This window comes from Myxococcales bacterium, assembly GCA_022184915.1.
Classification (GTDB): domain Bacteria; phylum Myxococcota_A; class Polyangia; order Fen-1088; family Fen-1088; genus JAGTJU01.
Map to the genome: position 1 here is coordinate 733,934 of JAGTJU010000001.1, position 17,265 is coordinate 751,198.

At 66.4% G+C, this 17,265-nt stretch carries 15 protein-coding genes; 7 read left to right on the plus strand and 8 right to left on the minus strand.

The genetic code is table 11. The annotated features are described in order from the left end of the window. Window positions 1-149: 149 nt before the first annotated feature. Window positions 150-1,664: a hypothetical protein gene (locus KA712_03075; GenBank protein MCG5051919.1), complete on the plus strand. Its 1,515-nt coding sequence runs from the start codon at window positions 150-152 to the stop codon at window positions 1,662-1,664. A gap of 31 nt (window positions 1,665-1,695) precedes the next feature. On the opposite strand, the gene KA712_03080 is transcribed toward KA712_03075, so the two are convergent. Together KA712_03080 and KA712_03085 are read right to left on the minus strand one after the other, a co-directional pair. Then, the gene (locus tag KA712_03080) at window positions 1,696-2,382 is read right to left on the minus strand and encodes a hypothetical protein (protein MCG5051920.1); all 687 of its coding nucleotides are present in this window, start codon (window positions 2,380-2,382) and stop codon (window positions 1,696-1,698) included. 48 nt (window positions 2,383-2,430) lie between these two features. Next, window positions 2,431-3,015: a hypothetical protein gene (locus tag KA712_03085; protein MCG5051921.1), complete on the minus strand. Its 585-nt coding sequence runs from the start codon at window positions 3,013-3,015 to the stop codon at window positions 2,431-2,433. A gap of 267 nt (window positions 3,016-3,282) precedes the next feature. On the opposite strand from KA712_03085, the gene groES reads away from it, so the two are divergent. Further along, window positions 3,283-3,573: a co-chaperone GroES gene (gene groES, locus KA712_03090; protein MCG5051922.1), complete on the plus strand. Its 291-nt coding sequence runs from the start codon at window positions 3,283-3,285 to the stop codon at window positions 3,571-3,573. Between the two features lie 38 nt (window positions 3,574-3,611). After that, the gene (groL, locus tag KA712_03095) at window positions 3,612-5,234 is read left to right on the plus strand and encodes a chaperonin GroEL (protein ID MCG5051923.1); all 1,623 of its coding nucleotides are present in this window, start codon (window positions 3,612-3,614) and stop codon (window positions 5,232-5,234) included. Window positions 5,235-5,333: 99 nt separating this feature from the next. Here the strand turns inward: groL and KA712_03100 are convergent, their stop codons facing one another. Continuing rightward, window positions 5,334-6,497, minus strand: a complete 1,164-nt coding sequence (locus KA712_03100) for a hypothetical protein (protein MCG5051924.1) — start codon at window positions 6,495-6,497, stop codon at window positions 5,334-5,336. Window positions 6,498-6,637: 140 nt separating this feature from the next. Between KA712_03100 and KA712_03105 the strand changes: the two genes are divergently transcribed. Beyond that, complete coding sequence (locus KA712_03105) at window positions 6,638-6,922, plus strand: DUF962 domain-containing protein (GenBank protein ID MCG5051925.1); 285 nt, start codon at window positions 6,638-6,640, stop codon at window positions 6,920-6,922. Window positions 6,923-6,928: 6 nt separating this feature from the next. Here KA712_03105 and KA712_03110 read toward each other — a convergent pair whose 3' ends face one another. Further along, complete coding sequence (locus tag KA712_03110; GenBank protein ID MCG5051926.1) at window positions 6,929-8,494, minus strand: STAS domain-containing protein; 1,566 nt, start codon at window positions 8,492-8,494, stop codon at window positions 6,929-6,931. A 146-nt stretch (window positions 8,495-8,640) separates the two neighbouring features. Then, entirely contained in the window at window positions 8,641-9,696 is a 1,056-nt protein-coding gene (locus KA712_03115; protein MCG5051927.1) for a glycosyltransferase, read from the minus strand. Between the two features lie 84 nt (window positions 9,697-9,780). On the opposite strand from KA712_03115, the gene pruA reads away from it, so the two are divergent. Together pruA and KA712_03125 are read left to right on the plus strand one after the other, a co-directional pair. Then, entirely contained in the window at window positions 9,781-11,409 is a 1,629-nt protein-coding gene (pruA, locus tag KA712_03120) for an L-glutamate gamma-semialdehyde dehydrogenase (GenBank protein MCG5051928.1), read from the plus strand. Between the two features lie 12 nt (window positions 11,410-11,421). Next, window positions 11,422-12,969 carry a glycosyltransferase gene (locus KA712_03125; GenBank protein ID MCG5051929.1) on the plus strand — a complete coding sequence of 516 codons (1,548 nt, stop codon included), beginning with the start codon at window positions 11,422-11,424 and terminating at the stop codon, window positions 12,967-12,969. Here KA712_03125 and KA712_03130 read toward each other — a convergent pair. Next, window positions 12,953-14,113, minus strand: a complete 1,161-nt coding sequence (locus KA712_03130) for a hypothetical protein (GenBank protein MCG5051930.1) — start codon at window positions 14,111-14,113, stop codon at window positions 12,953-12,955. The two genes, KA712_03125 and KA712_03130, sit on opposite strands and share 17 nt — an antisense overlap. Beyond that, window positions 14,110-14,718, minus strand: coding sequence for a sigma-70 family RNA polymerase sigma factor (locus KA712_03135; GenBank protein ID MCG5051931.1), 609 nt, complete (start codon window positions 14,716-14,718; stop codon window positions 14,110-14,112). Before KA712_03135 ends, KA712_03130 begins: the two co-directional genes overlap by 4 nt. Window positions 14,719-15,027: 309 nt before the next feature. Between KA712_03135 and KA712_03140 the strand changes: the two genes are divergently transcribed. Continuing rightward, a complete protein-coding gene (locus tag KA712_03140; protein MCG5051932.1) occupies window positions 15,028-16,026 on the plus strand; it encodes a hypothetical protein in 999 nt (332 codons plus the stop codon). 27 nt (window positions 16,027-16,053) lie between these two features. Here the strand turns inward: KA712_03140 and KA712_03145 are convergent, their stop codons facing one another. Next, window positions 16,054-17,094, minus strand: a complete 1,041-nt coding sequence (locus tag KA712_03145; protein MCG5051933.1) for a hypothetical protein — start codon at window positions 17,092-17,094, stop codon at window positions 16,054-16,056. Window positions 17,095-17,265 lie beyond the last annotated feature (171 nt).

A 17,265-nucleotide genomic window follows, 5' to 3' on the forward strand; every position in this document is an offset into this window, starting at 1 on the left:
ATCCTATGGCAGGTGAGCTGCCGAACGGTGCCCGCCAGGTGTCGAATCGGCGTCATGTCTGCGAGGCCCAGTTTATGTTGATGCAGTGCGCAACAAGTCTCCCGTCGTTCCGGAAAGTTGCCGCTAGGGTGGCCCCCTATGGGGTTCACGTGTGGGCCCTCTGCCTCCTGGCTGTCACCGCCTGTGATGGGCAAGCTGCCAAGCGTCAGGTGGAGCCTGGGGGGCCCCCGGGCGAGCCGCTGCCGCTGCCTCCCCTCGAGGAGGCTCCTCCGCCCATCCCCAACGAGGGGCCCTGTGCCCTCGATCTGACCGAAGTCGCCGTGTACCAAGCGGTCAAGGTGCCTCTGGCCGGCCTCGGGCCCGACGGCGTGTTGGCCCCTGCGTCCATCCGCAATGCCGACCTCGTGGCGGGACGTCCTGCGTTGATTCGCGCCTTCGCGACGCCCAGGCTCGATTGGCAGGGCGTGGCCACCGCACGCCTGACGTTGACGTCTTCCGCGGGGACCCGCACCTTTGACGCCACGAACGACCTTCGCCGCCCGTCGACCGATCTCCAGTTCGACAGCACGTTCAACTTTCAGGTGCCGGGCGATGCCGTTTTCGCCGATTCGGCCTGGCGTCTCGACGTGGTCAGCCCCGCAAGCTGCGGAACCCTCGCATCGGCCAGAGTCCCGGTGCCGGGCCTGTCTCAGCCGCTCGGGGCCCGCGCGACAGGCGTGCTGAAGGTGATGATCGTGCCCATCGCCTATCAGACCGACGCTTCCGGTCGTTTACCCGACCTCACCGAAATCCAGCTCGAACGTTACCGGTCCCTGCTCATGTCGATGTACCCGGTCACGAGCGTGTCCCTGCAGGTGCGCGACACCGTCACCACGGAACTCGGGGTCAGCGCGGCCGCCGGGTGGGAAGACCTGCTCGATGCGCTTCGGCAGCTGCGCCAAAAAGACCGCGCCCCCGCCGACCTGCACTACTACGGCGTCATCAACCCTGCGGCGACCTTCAGCTCCTACTGCGGCCGCGGGTGTACCGCCGGCATCGCGTATGTCTCGAAGGACCGGCAGCCGGCGCTGCGGGTGGGCGTGGGGGTAGGCTTCACCGGGCAGTTCGCGGCGCTGACACTTGCCCACGAGCTCGGCCACCAGCATGGCCGCTTCCACTCTCCGTGCAACGTCGACGGCGATCCCACCTTCCCCTACGAACGAGGAAGCGTGGGCGTGTGGGGCTACGATGCAAGCTCGAACAGGCTCATCGATCCGGCTGGCTTCTCCGACATCATGGGATATTGCTCGCCCTCGTGGGTGAGTGATTTCACCTACCAGGGGTTCCTCGAGTACGCGGCCCTTCTCCAGAGCCAGCCGGAAGGCCAAGCGCTCTCGGTGGCCACCACATGGAAGGTGCTGCTGGTCAGTCCCCTCGGCAGGCCGCGCTGGGGGCACCCCATCACCACGACCGAGGCGCCGAGCGGCGCGCGGGAGACCGCAACGATCTTGGACGCCAGCGGAGCCGTGGTGGCAACGCCCACCGTGTACCGGACCTCGATCGCCGATTCCGGCAGCTCGCTCGTTTGGGTGCCCCTCCCTGAAGAGGGGTGGGAAAGCATCGTGGTGGCGGGCGCGCAGCCTCACCCGTTCTCGGCGCCCATCGAGACGCCCACCCTTCGTTGACCAGGAGCTGCGGCCACGAGCCGCGCGGCTCTCAGGCGGCACGCTCGATGTGGCCGAGCTTGCCGTCGAGGCCCAGGCGATAAAACGCGCGCAGCTCGGCCAGCATGTCGGGCGTGCGCCGGTGGGCGAGGTAGCGCCGATGGAGCGAGCCGGCGTAGCGTTCGGCCGCCCGGTGCGCGGTAACGTAGCGTTCGCGCTCTTCGTGGCTGAGATCGGGCGCGTAGCGGGGCCGCTCGAAGAGCTTTGCCCTGACCTGGGGGGCGTGCTTCGCGTGGTCGTCTCGCATGAGAAGGCACGTGACGAACTTGTCCACCTCCGCTTGAAGTTCGAGCTCGAGGGCGCTCACAGAGCGATCGCCGGCCGCGCAGACAGCCACGTAAACGAAGTGGCTCACGCCCTCCACGGCCAGACAGAAGTCCTGAAAATTCGCGTCCGCGAGGCCGTGGGAGGGGTCGTGTTTTTCCAGGTTCGCGAGTGCGTCCGCGTCCAGGAACAGCGCCAAGTGCAGCTCATCGTTTTCGTGAGCCACCAAGAGCTGCTCTCGGGGGCGTCGCGCCGTGCCGTTGGCGCCATCGATCTTGGCAAGCACGTCGTTGCGAGCCGCCTCGTCCACCATGAACGCTTCGACGTCGAGGTGGGTGTCGACGCGGTAGAGCGTCTCGAGACCGCGCTGCAGACGTCCGATGACAGACCCATTCGGCGCGAGCGTATGAGGCACGAGTGAACTCCTTTCGTTGCGCGCGGGTGAGCCGCGCGAGGCACCCTTTCACTGCAACTTCGCGGCCGCACCGACGTTCGCCCGGTCCGGCAGAGAGACGCCGAGCTTCGCCAGGCGGTTGCGGGCCCAGCGGCTACCCGTCCGGGTCCACCGCTCGTAAAGGCGAACGATGTCTTTGGGCCCGGCCTCCGTGTTGACCATCTCGCTGATCGCCGCGAGCACCCGCACGAAGCGCGGGAAGTTGATCGCAAGGTCCGCAAACACCTTGACGAAGGGATCACCTGCCGCAAGCGGCGTGCGGTGGGCCAGCTGTCCGTAGGCGGACTCACCGATCCCGATGTAGTAGTCCACGTCCACGGGGCCTCGTTGCAGGCTCTCCGCCCAAAATCCCGAGACGTAAAGAGAGGTGTCGCCGATGTCTCGAAGCTGATCGCGCCGCTGCCGGGGCGCCAGATCCAGCGTGCCCAGCATTTTGAGCGCGAGGGGTTTGTCATCGATCGGGGCGGCAGCGAATCCCGTGAGCAGCACAACCAGGTAGTGCTCGGTCATCGGGTCGGCCGAAACCCCCTCGTGCTTCATGGCCCTGTCGATGTGCGCGTGAAAAAAACTCTCCAGCGAATCGCGGATTTCCATCAGCTTGCCTCCTTGGCTCGTCCTGGCGTGGCTCCCTGGCCCACACCTCCTTGTCCCCTAAAGTCTGAAACAAAGATCGCCCAAACGACAAGAAAACTTGAATGATATCAGATGGATACTGTCTAGAAACAATTGGCAGGAGCAGGTCTGGAGTGCCAGCGCTGGCCGGCCAAGCGGTTGACACGCGCAGGGTTGTGGTTATCGTTCCTCGTTGGCAGTCTGCCGGCCCGAGTGCTAACGGGCCTTGCCCAACCGGAGGAAAATAAGATGAAAGTTCGGCCTTTGTATGACCGCGTTCTGGTCCGTCGCGTTGCTGAGGAAGAGAAGACCAAGGGCGGGATCATCATTCCCGATTCGGCCAAGGAAAAGCCCGCCGAAGGCGAGGTGGTGGCCGTCGGCAACGGCAAAGTCACCGATGGCGGTGATCTGCGGAAGCTGGAAGTGAAGAAGGGCGACCGCATCCTCTTCGGCAAGTACAGCGGCAACGAGATCAAGATCGACGGCGTCGAGCACTTGATTCTGCGCGAGGACGAGGTCCTCGGCGTCATCGAGAAGTAAGCCGCGATCGCAACCCCAACCTACCTGGAGATACCAACATGGCAGCTAAAGACATTCTTTTCGACGCCAAGGGTCGCGAGCAGATCCTGGCCGGCGTAAACATCCTGGCCGACACGGTCAAGGCGACCCTCGGGCCGCGGGGCCGCAACGTGGTCATCGAGAAGTCGTGGGGCAGCCCCACGGTGACGAAAGACGGCGTGACCGTCGCCAAAGAGATCGAGCTCGAAGACCGCTTCCAGAACCTGGGCGCCCAGATGGTGAAAGAGGTCGCCTCGAAGACCTCCGACGTGGCAGGTGACGGCACCACCACCGCCACGGTGCTGGCGCAGGCGATCTTCCGTGAGGGCTCGAAGATGGTGGCCGCCGGTCACAATCCGATGGACCTCAAGCGCGGCATCGACAAGGCCGTGGGCAAGATCGTCGAAAGCCTCAAGAAGCTGTCCAAGCCCACGAAGGGCCACAAGGACATCGCCCAGGTTGGCACGATCAGCGCCAACGGCGACGAGTACATCGGTGGCCTCATCGCCGACGCGATGGAGAAGGTGGGCAAAGAAGGCGTCATCACCATCGAAGAGGCCAAGTCGATGGAGACCACGCTCGACGTGGTCGAAGGCATGCAGTTCGATCGTGGCTACCTCTCGCCCTACTTCGTGACCGACACGGACCGCATGGAAGTGCGCATGGAGGATCCCTACATCCTCATCCATGAAAAGCGCATCTCGAACATGAAGGACCTCTTGCCCTTGCTCGAGCAGGTGGCGCGTTCCGGTCGTCCCCTCATGATCATCGCTGAAGAGGTCGAGGGTGAAGCCCTGGCCACTTTGGTGGTGAACAAGCTGCGGGGCACCTTGCAGGTGTGCGCCGTGAAGGCGCCTGGCTTTGGCGATCGCCGCAAGGAGATGCTGAAGGACATCGCCATCCTGACGGGCGGTCAGGCCGTCACCGAGGATCTGGGGCTCAAGCTCGAGAACCTCACGCTCAAGGAGCTGGGGCGCGCCAAGAGCCTCAAGGTGGACAAGGACAACACCACGATCGTCGATGGCGCGGGCAAGAAGCCCGACATCGAGGGCCGCTGCAAGCAGATCCGCGCCCAGATCGAAGAGACCTCCAGCGACTACGATCGCGAGAAGCTGCAGGAGCGTCTGGCCAAGCTGGTGGGCGGCGTGGCCGTCATCAAGGTGGGCGCTGCCACCGAGACGGAGATGAAGGAGAAGAAGGCGCGCGTGGAAGACGCCCTCAACGCGACCCGTGCGGCCGTGGAAGAAGGCATCGTGCCCGGCGGCGGCGTGGCGCTGGTTCGCTGCGTCAAGGACCTCGAGAAGCTCGAGGACCTGACCGACGAGGAGCGCGTGGGTGTGAACATCATCCGTCGCGCCATCGAGGAACCCTGCCGCCAGATCGCCGCCAACGCGGGCAAGGAAGGCAGCATCATCGTGCAGCGGGTGAAGGAAGGCAAGGGTGGCTTCGGCTACAACGCCGCCACCGACACCTTCGAGGATCTCATCGAGGCCGGCGTCATCGACCCGACCAAGGTGGTCCGCTCTGCGCTGCAGAACTCGGCTTCGGTGTCTTCGCTGCTCATCACCACGGAGGCCCTCATCGCCGAGCGGCCCAAGCATGAAGAGGCTCCCGCCGCAGGCGGCGGTGGTCACGAACACTGAGCTCCACGGGCCTCGTGAGGCCTGAGGCCGCGCACGCGGCCTGAACGACGAGGGGACGAAGCCAATCGGTTTCGTCCCCTTCGTCGTATGTGGGGGCACTCACGGTGCGCACGCGCCGAACACTTGATACGCGGGCGCAATGAGCTTTTGGCACGTTCGGCCTGCCGTGCACGTGGTGGGCTCGTCCAGCCGGCAGACCGGTCGGCACACGGGGCTGCCGGTGTTGATGCAAACGAACCCCGGGGCGCAGTTGCCCGTGGTGGTGCAGGCGGCGCCGTCGACTCCGAAGCTTTGCGGAGACACGCAGCCGCACGTGGTGATCTCCCCGGGGAAGAGCAGACAGCGCAGGCCCTCCGCGCAGCCCGTGCGGGCGGTGCCCCGGGGATCGCAGGCTTGAGAGCAAAGGCGGGGGCTGGCGACGGGTGTGCTGCAGGTCAGTTGCAATGCACAGCGGGTGTTTTGCGGACACTGGTCGTCGGCATCGCAGTACCGGCGGCAGATCTTGACGCCGCACGTGCTGGCCTGACAAACGGAGCCCGGCGCACAGTCTTCGGCCCCACTGCACAGCGCGCCCGGCTGTTTGAGGCCAGCCGCCGCGCATCGGTTCGTGGCCTCACCATTGACACAGGAGACCACGCAGCTTTCGGTGGCGCTGCAGCCCTCTGAGGTGGCAGGCTTGCAGGCGGGAACGCCGGGGGCAACGGCGTCGGGCGCGCCGGCATCGATGGGTGAGCCAGAGCCTTCGTCACCAGGCTCTTCGAGCGCCAGACCCCAGAGGCCCGAGCCTTCGCAATCGCTCTCCCAGGGCTCGTGGCCTTCCGTTTCGGCGGTGGCTCCGCCCAGACGACGTGCCAGCCCTTTGGCGATGAAGCTGGCGCCGCCATCCGGCACGACCACCGTACGGTAGCGGCGGCCGAGGGGAGGTGGCGGTACCAATTGCCGAAGCCGCGCAGGGCGTGCAAAGGCAAGGCCCTGGGGCTCGACCAGCAGGGCGGTGTCGGTAACGGGGTAGCGTCCGCGTCGCACGGTGCCGGAGACGACGCTCAGCTGCACCTCGGCCCGGGTGGTAAGCGCCTCTGCGGGAATGAGCAACTCCACACGGTCCCGCCCGCGTCCCAGGCTCACCTGTGTCTCGGCCCCGCCCACTGCGGTGGTTTGTTGGGCCAGGCGCCCGGAAAACAGTTTGTCGGTGTCGCCGAAGCAGGCGATGCCCAGCCACAGGGCGCCCATGGAGATGCCGACGCGGATGCCGATGCGTTTCACGTCAGAACTCATCGGAAGCCCGAAGGCCGGCCTTGACGCAGACGCGCCGCGCTTCACGGTGCGAGGCAAGTCGGCAAAAGCGCGCTATTCTGCCCGAACCTGGAGGCAAGAGCTTGGCGGCGGGCGGATATGGATCGTTTTTGAGGGTTTACGATGCGGCACATCGACGTCGCGGCACGCGCCTCGCGCACCTCGTGGCGTTGCCCCTGATGGGCGCAGCGGTGCCGGTGGCCTTCGTTTCGTTGCGCTGGTCGGTGGCCACGCTGGCCGTGGGCTGGGCGCTCCAATACCTCAGCCATGTGTTCATCGAGGGCAATGACACCTGCCTCAAGAGCTGGAAGCAGGTCCCCGTGGCGGCCCTGTGGACGGTTGCCCAGGGGCAGAAGACCTGGGACAAGATTCAAGGCTGGACGAAGCGCTCCTAGAAGCTTCTAGGATGAGGCCGGGCGTTCTCCCCATCGCGGCGGCGCCGCGGCGGGTTTGCGTTCCCGATATCGGAACTCGAGATCCTTCCAATTGATGGAAGCCTGCCCCCCGCGGGCCCGATGTTGTTTCTCCCACTCTGCGAGGGCTTCGAGACAGGCATGATCGATGTAGTCGAGCGCTTCGACGTGCACCTCGACTTTGCGCCCCTCGGGCACCTTCTGCAGGGCCGCAGCGAGGTTCGGCAGGCTCAAGAAGGTGGCGGCCCCGGTCAGTTGCACCACCGTGCGCCCTTTGTCGTGGTCGTCTCGCATCTGCACACGCAGATGGCTGAACCGCCACAGCAGCTTGGCGAGCGCCAACACCAGGCCAAAGAGAATCCCTTTCAGGAGATCCGTCACGATGATGGCGATCACCGTCCCCAGATAGATGGCTACCTCGGAGCGGCCGTATTTGCGCAGGCTTCGCAACACCGCCAGGTTCATCAGCTTGAACCCCGTGAACACGAGCACCGCCGCCAAGCTGGCCACGGGGATGTAGCGCAACAAACCGGGGGCCAGCCACACGAGGCCCAGCAGCCACAGCCCGTGCATGATGGCCGAAGCGCGCGTCTTTCCGCCCGCCTGCACGTTGGCCGAGCTGCGCACGATCACCCCCGTCATGGGCAGGGCTCCCAGTACGCCGCAGAGGATGTTGCCCAGTCCTTGAGCGCCGAGTTCGCGGTCGTAGTGGGTGCGGGGGCCATTGTGCATGCGGTCCACGGCGGTGGCGCACAGCAGAGTCTCCGCGGAGGCGATGAGGGCCAAGGCCACTGCCTCTCCGATCGCCGCGGGCTGCCGCAGCACCTCGAGGGCGCCTGCCAGGCTGATCCAGTTGGCCGAACCTGCGAGGCTGTCGGGAACGGCGACCCGCGCGATCGGCAGGTCCCAAAGGTGCGCCGTCAGCGTGGCCATCACGACACCTACGAGAGCCGGGGGTAGCACTTTCCACCGCCCGCGGGCGAAGCGAGACCAGAGCGAGATCACCACGATCGTCTCCAAACCTATCGCGGCCGCCATCTGGTGCGGCGTTCCGTCTGCGGGAAAGACTGCCTTCCACATCGCGACGGGGATGCTGACGAGGTTGTCGAGCCCACTGCCACTCGGCGCGTCGTCCACCATGACGTGGAACTGGCTGGCCACGATGAGCACGCCGATGCCGGCGAGCATGCCGTGTATCACCGAGGCCGGCACGGCTTGAAACCAGCGGCCTCCGCGCAGGAGGGCGGCTCCGATCTGGAGCGCGCCTGCAAGGAGAACGAGGGGGCCGAGCGCGCCCAGCCCATAGCGCTGCACGATATCCCACACCAGGACGGTGAGCCCCGCTGCGGGGCCGCTGACCTGTAGAGGCGCTCCGCCCAGGGCCCCCACCACGAGGCCTCCGACGATCCCTGTGAGGAGGCCGAGGGCCGGAGGCACCCCAGAGGCCACCGCGATGCCCATACAAAGTGGCAGTGCTACGAGAAACACCACCACCGACGCTGGAAAGTCGGAGGCCCATGCACGCATCTGGCTCATGCGCGTTTCGGCTTTCATGTTCCCCCCACCGGCGGCCCGAGACCGTCGTACCTGGCACGTCCTGCGAACCGGCCCATGCAGACTTGTCTGTGCAAGAGGACGGCCAGCGCAAACGAGAGGGGCCGCGAGGTGGACCCGTCACACTCCGGCCACCGGTCTCGGCCTCAGCGTCTCCGGGCAGAAACCGCCGAGAGACGCTCGAGCGTCACGGCTGCCACGTTGGGAAGAGAGAACGCTTCTACAGTTTGACGGGCGCGGGCCGCCCGTTGTGCCGCGCGGCCCTCGGTGACGGCGCGACAGGCTGCCAAAAGCTGGTCCGTGAGGGCGTCGTCCGACACATAGCCCCACTTCATCGAGCCGTCGAAGAGTCCGAAGCGATCCTCGGGGCGGATCGGCTCCTCCGTCGCGGGAATGGCAAAGGCGGTCTCGTCGCTCGTGAACTCGAGATTGCCCGAGTAGGCCGTGGCGACCACCGGCACGCCCAGCGACATCGCGTCCGAGACGTTGAAGCCCCAGCCTTCCGCGTGGTGGGCGCTGACGAGGACACTGGCCATTTGCAGCAGGGCCGTCATTTCCGGATCGGGGATGGCTTGTTCGACGAAGGTGACGCCGGGGCTTGCGAGGGCACGCTCGAGCGGCTCGGGGCGCAGGTTCTTGACGATGAGCCGAACGTTGGGAAGCTGCGCGCGGACCCGGGGAAACACCCTCAGGATTTGGGCAGTGTTTTTGCGGGGATCGGCAGGCTTCGAGATGGCGAGTAGGGTGAGCTGCGCGGGATCGTGGCCGAGCGCCTGGCGCACCACTGTGGCGGTGTCGCGGGACACGGGCGGACGCGCGGCCACGTGCGGCACCTTCCAGACCTGGGCATGGTGGCGCGCGAACACGTTCACGCAGTACTGCGAGGGTGTCCATACCTCGTGAACGAGGCGCATCACCGGTACGTAGGCCGCGGGCAGGTCGCTGGCCTCCCAAACGAAATACCCGATGCGGTGACAACCGAGCAACGCAGGGTACTCCCGCAACGCTGCGGCCACCGCGTGAGGTTCGATGTGGAACACGGCCACGTCGGCCTGTTCGGGTTCGGCGACCACCTCGTGGTGCGTGCTGATGATTTGCCCGTAGTCGAGCGCAGCCCGAGCGTGGCTTGGATGCGTCTGCGATACGTAAAACACGCGCAGCGGGGTGGGGGCGACGTCGTCCTTGGCAGCCGAGGGTGCCATGTGTCCACGATACCAGTGAACGGGCCTCGTCGCGCGGAACGCCGTGGACGCGGTTCCGAGGTATTCTCACGAAGAGGAGGCGACATGGAGACCATCGCAAGGGTGCCGAAGCCGCAGAACGAACCCGTGTCGAGCTATGCGCCAGGTACGCCGGAACGTGCGGCCCTGTCCGCGGCGCTAGCCCGCGTCGCCGCGGCCCCGCGCGAGATCCCATGCCTCATCGGGGGCAAGCCCGTGATCACGGGGCGTCTCGTGCCGGTGGTCATGCCTCACGACCACGGCCACACGCTCGCACATTTCCACGCAGCCGGCGTGCCCGAGGTGCACGCGGCGCTTGCGGCGGCGGAGGAGGCCCGGCGGGGCTGGCAAGCCATGCGCTGGGAGGATCGGCTGGCCGTGTTCCTCAAGGCCGCCGAGCTGCTGGCGGGGCGCCACCGCGCGTGGCTCAACGCCACCACCATGCTGGGGCAATCCAAGACTTGTCACCAGGCCGAGATCGATGCCGCGTGCGAAACGGTGGACTTCTGGCGCTTCAATGCCGAGTTCGCGGCGCGGCTTTACGAGGAGCAACCCGAAAGCGCTCCTGGCACGTGGAACCGTCTGCAGATGCGTCCGCTCGAAGGCTTCGTGCTGGCGCTGACGCCCTTCAACTTCACATCCATCGCGGCCAATCTTCCCACCGCTCCCGCCATGATGGGCAATACGGTGGTGTGGAAGCCGGCAGAGAGCCAAACGCTCTCGGCCCACGTCATCATGGAGATCTTGGCCGAAGCGGGCCTGCCTCCCGGTGTGATCAACTTCTTGCCGGGTCACGGACCTGACGTGGTGCCTCCTCTCGTGAAGGACGCCCGCTTCGCGGGGTTACACTTCACGGGGTCGACACCGGTGTTTCAGAGTTTGTGGAAAGCGGTGGCCGAGAACCTTTATGGGTATCGCGGTTTTCCTCGCATCGTGGGAGAAACGGGTGGCAAGGGCTTCATCGTGGCACATGCCTCGGCGGACGAGGACGCTCTATTGACCGCGATCGTGCGGGGCGCGTTCGAGTATCAGGGGCAGAAGTGCTCCGCGGTCTCTCGGGTGTACCTGCCGAAGGGTTTGTGGGCGCGCCTGCGAGATCGCCTGATCGATACGGTCGCAGGTTTGCGCATGGGGGACGTTTGCGACCATGAAAACTTCATGGGCGCGGTCATCAAACAAACCGCTTTCGAGCGCCTGTCCGGCGTGCTCGCCGATGCGCAGGCCGACCCTGAAATCGAGGTGTTGACAGAGGGCAAGAGCGAAGGCGACGTGGGCTGGTTCGTTCCGCCCACGGTCTTGCTGAGCGACAACCCCACGTCGCGCTTCATGACGGAAGAGTTCTTTGGGCCGCTTTTCACCGTGTTCGTCTACGACGAAGCTCGTTACGGTGATGTGTTGACCCTCGTGGATCGCACGTCGCCCTATGGGTTGACGGGTGCCATCTTCGCGCGCGATCGAGAGGCGATCGCGCACGCATGCCAGGCGCTCACCTTCGCGGCGGGAAACCTTTATATCAACGACAAGCCGACGGGTGCCGTCGTGGGGCAGCAACCTTTTGGGGGGGCACGGGCCTCTGGAACCGATGACAAGGCGGGCAGTGCGCACAACCTGCTGCGCTGGGTGGCACCGCGCGCGGTGAAGGAGACCTTCGACCCGCCACGCGACTATCGGTACCCCTTCATGCAAGCGCCTTGAGGCCTCCGCCGCATGATCGTTGCCTTCGTCGAGTCGCCTCACGATAGCCGCACCGGGGACTGGTTCTACCGAACGCATCTGCCAGGCCTGGCGCTCGCTGCGGCCGGCGCGCGCGTGGTGGAGACGAACTTCCTGCACCAAAAGGCGCGTGAGCTGTGTCTGCGCGCCGACGTGCTGGTGCTCAACATGTCATGTGATCCGGACCTCTTGCCCCTCGTCGCCGCCCGGCGGGCCGAAGGGCGCCCCACCGTGTTCGAGCTCAACGACGATGTGGCCTTCGTGCAGCCGGCCAACCCGCTCTACGCGTTCTTCTCGAACGCGGAAAACCGTCGGCTGTTGCGGCTGCTTGCGGCCAGCTGCGATGCGCTTCAGTTCTCGTCAGCGGCGTTGGCGGCACGGTATGGCTATCTGAACGGCCGCCACCTGGTGTTCCCGAATCATCTGCCAGGCCCATTGCCACCGCTTTCGCCACGGCCAGCGCAGGGCTTGGTGGTGGGCTGGGGGGGCTCCGTGGGCCACCGTGACGATCTGGCAGCCGTGGCGGGCCCCCTCGGGGCCTGGGTGAAGCAGCGCCCCGACGTGCGGCTGGCCGTCATGGCCGACCCGCAGCTTCGCCCCGTGTTCGCGGCTTGTCCCGAGGCGCAGCTGCACTGGGTGCCTCCGGGGCCCATGGAGCGCTACACGGCGTTCCTGCAGACGCTGGACGTGGGGGTGGCGCCCTTGATGGACACGGGCTTCAACCGATGCCGCTCGGACGTGAAGCTGCTCGAGTACGCCGCCCACGGCGCGGTGCCGGTGGTGCAGCGCTTGGCGCCCTACGAAGCCGCCCTCACGGAGGGTTTGACGGGTTTTGGGTTTCGCGACACGGGCGATCTGCTGACGATTCTTTCAGCCTTGCACCAGGACCCCAAGGCCCGCGGGGAAGTGGCGCGGTCCGCCTACCGCTATGTGAGCACGCAGCGGCTCATGTCCCAGAACGTCGACGCGCGCCTGGCCTTCTACGAGGGCTTGTGGGCCTCGGGGGCGCCGGCTCGCCCTTCCGACAACCTCTTCGAGGACGCGTGCGCGTGGCCAGGCGCCGAGCCGAACGGCAACCATGTGCGTTTGGGCTTTTCGGCTTACGAACGGCTGGTCTACGAAGCTCTCGTCACGAGCCAGGATCGCGAACAGACGCCGGCGGCCCTTCCGGCTCTGCGCGCGGCCGAGGCGTTGCTTCCCTCCGAAGGGACCGCCGCTCGTTATCTGGCCTTGTTCGAGCCCGAGACCCGTCTCGCTCGTCTCGAAGGGCTGGCCCGAGGGGCTTCGACGTCGCTTTCGGTGTGGATCGACTTGGGGGATGCCCGCTTCGATGCTGGACAGGTCGCGGGGGCGCTCGAAGCCTTCAAGCACGCGGCGCGCCTGGCGCCCCGCTGGAGTGTGCCGCTTGGCAGACTTGCGGCCGTGCTGGCGTCGCAAGGCGCGCACGCTCAGGCCGAATCGTTCGCGGTGCTGGCGCGGCAGAACGAAGCCGCCGTGCCCGAACCCCTCTTAGGTCCGCGGACGTTCAGGGCCGTGCGTTGAAGAGCTGCGGATCTTTCTCGTCGAACACGGGATCCCGCTCGGTGAGCACCAGGGCCAGCATCACGAGCCGGGCGAGCGGGGGCAATTGCCGAATCGCGGGGGGAACCACCACCGATGCCGTCCGGCCTTCCGTGCAGGTACCCTGGTAAACGCCGGCGGCGGTGGCCACGAGCGGCCTTTCGCAGCCCGGGTACCAGCGCAGCAGGCCCTTGCGCTCTTCCAGGCGTGCCGTGTGACCAGGCAGGGTCCCTCGGAGCAGATAGCCGTTTTTCACGGGAGCGACATTGATGCTCACCGTGTGGCCTGCGATGGAGCCGTCGGCGCGCTCCTCGCCCTTGAGCCAAATGTTGACGGGTTCATCGCCGATCTTGCCGACGATGAGCCCGCGGCGGATCTCGACGGCCAAGCGCGTGCGGTTGACGTGGCCCACGATGCGGGCCAAGCCATCGCCCTGCCCCGAAAGGTCCAACACGTCGAGGCTCACGCCGCGGCGGCCGGCCCAGTTCACCAGAAGCCGCCCTGGCTTCGGCACGAGGCGCGTGGCCTCGGGCTCGTTGCGGGGCTCCAGGGGGGGCGGGGCTTCGCTTTGCATGAGCAGCTCGCCAAAGCTAAGTCCAGGCGCCTTGACGGGCGAGGGGGCGGGGGCGGGGGCGGGGGCGGCCGGCCCGACGGGCGGGGTCAACAAAGCGAGCCGCCCGGCAGGCACCTCGGCCCGCGGCCGGCGCCGGGGCACGCGGGGACCCTCGGGCGCGGCCGGGGGCTCGGTCGCCGCCGGGGTGGGAGCGGGGGCTGGTTCGATTTCGACCACGTGAGGCGGGGCTGGCGCTCTGGGGCGGGGCGCAAGGTGAGGGCGAGGCCCCTCTGCCCGCAGGCGAAAGCCCTGGACGGTGACCACGCCATAGGCCAAGGCACCTCCCGTGAGCAGCATGACCGACGCTGCAAGTGCCAGGCGCGTCAGGTTCAGCGTGAACCGCCTCGTGCGCATACCGCTCTCGACGCGCATGCGCACGCACGCCTCGAGGTGAGGCGGCATCACCGGAGGCGGTGCGTTCAGCAAGGCCCTCTGCGCATCGGGACCTGCGTCCTTGAGGCGGGGGGGATTGTGTTCGGGCCGGCCTGGCCGGTCGGCGGGGGTGAGCTTCACGCGCGGCCCCCCTTGACCAGGATCAGGCTGCGCTGCTTGTGCAAGCGATCGAACTCGGCCCGTGCGTGCCGCAACCGCGACTTCACCGTCTCCACTCCACAACCAAGCACGTGCGCGATCTCCTCTGTCGTAAGGTCTTCGAGTTCGTACAGCACGAACACCGAGCGTTTTTTTGGTTTCATGCGCGCGAGGATCTGCTCGAGAACCTCGGCTGCTTCTGATGCCTGTGCCCGGCGTTCAGGGCCAGGATCGGGATCGGTGTCCTGCACTTCGTGGCCGACGAGGCTGAGCAGCATGCGGCGCACACCGCCTTCGCGCTGAGTCCGGGACACTTCGTTGATGGCGATGCGGTAAAGCCAGGTGGAAAACTGAGCGTCACCGCGGAAGCGGCCGAGGTTGCGGTACACGCGCATGAAGACGTCCTGGCAGACATCGGCGGTTCTTTCGTCCGACAAACCCATGCGCCGGCAAAGACGGTAGACGAGGGGCGCATGCAGGTCATAGAGCTGGCGCCAGGCGACTTTGTCGCCGGCTCGACACCGACTGAGCCAGTCGGCATCGACCATCCCTTCCTGGGCTGAGTCTTCGCGCACCGCCACGTTCATTGGCCATTAGACCGCAGGTGGCGGCTTCGGGATCAAAAAAGGATTCCCGATGAAATCCGGGGAGATGCCAGGCGGGCCGGGCGGGGGGAGGGGAGCTGGGCTGCGGAAGCGCGGCGCGTTAGCGTTTCGCGTTGCCGAGGAGGGTGAGGCATCGGTCCCACTCTGGCTTTGACTACGGTATTTCCTATGTGATTAATTTAGGGTCTTACCCCGCCCTGATCGCGGGGGAGGAGTCACGTTTCGTCTCGGTTTTCGCTTCCGCGGGGCCAAGGCGGCTTCGTCCTGGAGGTTCGGATGGTTCGTGAACGCATGTTGTTTCGCTCTCAACGCCTGATGTTCGTTGGCGTTGCCGCTCTGGGGCTTTACGTCGCGTGTGCCCAGGGCACCACCAACGACGAGGGCGACGACGACGACGAAATGGGCGCCATGGGAGGCGAGAGCGAAGCGGGGGGCACGGGCGGCGGCGAAGGCGGACAAGCGGGCGCGGGTAAAGGCGGCTCCGGGGGCAAGGGTGGAAGCGGCGGCCAGGCGGCGGGAGGGACCGCCGGGGCCGAAGCCGAGGGAGGCCAAGGCGGCGCCACGGCAGGCGCTGGCGGAAGCAGCGCGGAGGGGGGCGCGAGCGGCCAGGCCGGCGCCGGCGGAACCGCAGGAGCCGGTACGGGCGGAGCGGTTGCAGGCTCGAGTGGCCAGGGTGGTTCGGGCCCGGGCCCGAAGGACAGCGGGCAGCTGGATCCGAAAAAGGGGAAGAACTTCGACGCAGACTATTTGAAGGTGCAACCCATCTTCAAGAAGAGCTGCGCGCTCTCCGGGTGCCACATCACGGGGCCACGCTGTCCCAACTACAAGCCCATCAACCCGGGCACAGATGACAAATACGATTGCCCCGACGTCTACGAGGAGGGGGGCGATCCGGGTATGGACCTGTCGAGCGCGCAGGCCATCGCCGACACGGCCATCAACAAAGTTGCGGCCCACAAGGTTCTGGATCGGACCTGCGGCACCAAGTACGTGCGGCAGGTCGAGCCGAAGCTCACGACGAAAGAGGGTGGTCTCAACATCCGCGTACGTCCCGGTGATCCGAAGAACAGTTACCTCGTCATGAAGTTGCGTCAGGTGGCTGCTGAGTACATCGGAAAGGACATTTCCCAGATCACAGTGGACCGAGGTAGGGATGGCGATGTGCCTCGCTGTCATGGGTTCCTTATGCCCTGGCCGCCCTCTCTCTCCAAAGGGACGGAGCTCACGAAGGCGGAAGTCGAGTTGATTCGCACCTGGATCCGAAACGGTGCGCATCTTTGGGTGAATTAGCCGCGCCTCGGGGCGGTCTTCTCGTTTTCACCCCGCCCCTGGGCCGAACGTCACCGGCAGCGAGATCCCGGAAGGCCAAGGGCCGGGGCTGCTCTCTACGAGTCGCGCGCTGGTGGCGGCCAAGGCGCAATCGATGAGGCCCTGATCCCTCGTGGTGCTCATCTCCACGTGGGCCCTCTGCAGGCGGCCGTCGCGGAGCAGGGCGGCCGTGATCACCACCGTTCCCTGGGTCACCGGACTCTGCGCCAGCGCCTTCCGGTAACACGAGAGGAGGGGTCCCTCGAGCTTCGTGAGGGCCGCTTCCAGCGACGGGGGCACGGGGGTGGCGTCCATGGACAACGGTTTGCCGAGCGTCACCTTGGGGTTCACGACCGGCGTCAGACGGGCCACCTCTTGGGCAAACCCGTCGGTCTCGAAACGAGCGAGCGGCGCCCCCACGCTGCCGACCAGGTAGGCAGCAAGGATGTGAGCGCCCAACTTTACGATGCGCCCGCCGCTTTGTCGTAGACAGGCGTTGGGCCGCATCTGAGAAGGCTGAGGCTGAAACACCAGGCGGAGACCCAGTTGCCCCTCGGTGTGAAGTTGCAGAAGCCGGTCCGCAGCCGGGGCGCTCAGCAGAAAGTCGATCGGCTCGTCAGGGCTGGGCCGGTCGATCGAGGCGTCGTCCCCCACTGAGAAGCGACGATCGGACAGACGCAGGCGACCCTCATCGGGTGCGTAGCCGGCAAGGTCGAAACCCGCCGACGGAAGCTCGACCACGTAGCGGGCTTGCTCCGCCTCGTCCCGACGCGCCTCGAAGGCGTCCCTCTGCCGTTCCTGCTCTTCGTCACTGCCCTTGAACGCCACGTCGTCAGCGGCGCGGAGCGCATCGCACAAGTTCCGAAGGCCCGCCGGGCCTGCGAGGTCAATCGCTGGCAAGGGGGGCCGCGGGTGCGGCGAAGCGGAGGCGGGCACGGAAGGCTCGGGCCGCGGGGGCGGACCCGCGAGCGGCGGCTGGCTGGCGCATCCCCCGCTTCCCAGCCCGAAGGCAACTGCCCAAAAGACCGCGTTTCTGAGCTGAGCACACATGAAAACACATCTTAGCTCATGCAATGCCCGATACGATTCATCGTGACATGAAAAAAGACGGCCCCTGAAGTCAATCGGCGTCACGCTGCGGCATCGACCCGCTCTCCTGCGCAGCGGCAGAAACAAACGCCCTGTCAAGGGTTACGAGCCCCCCCGGTGATTTGTATACGA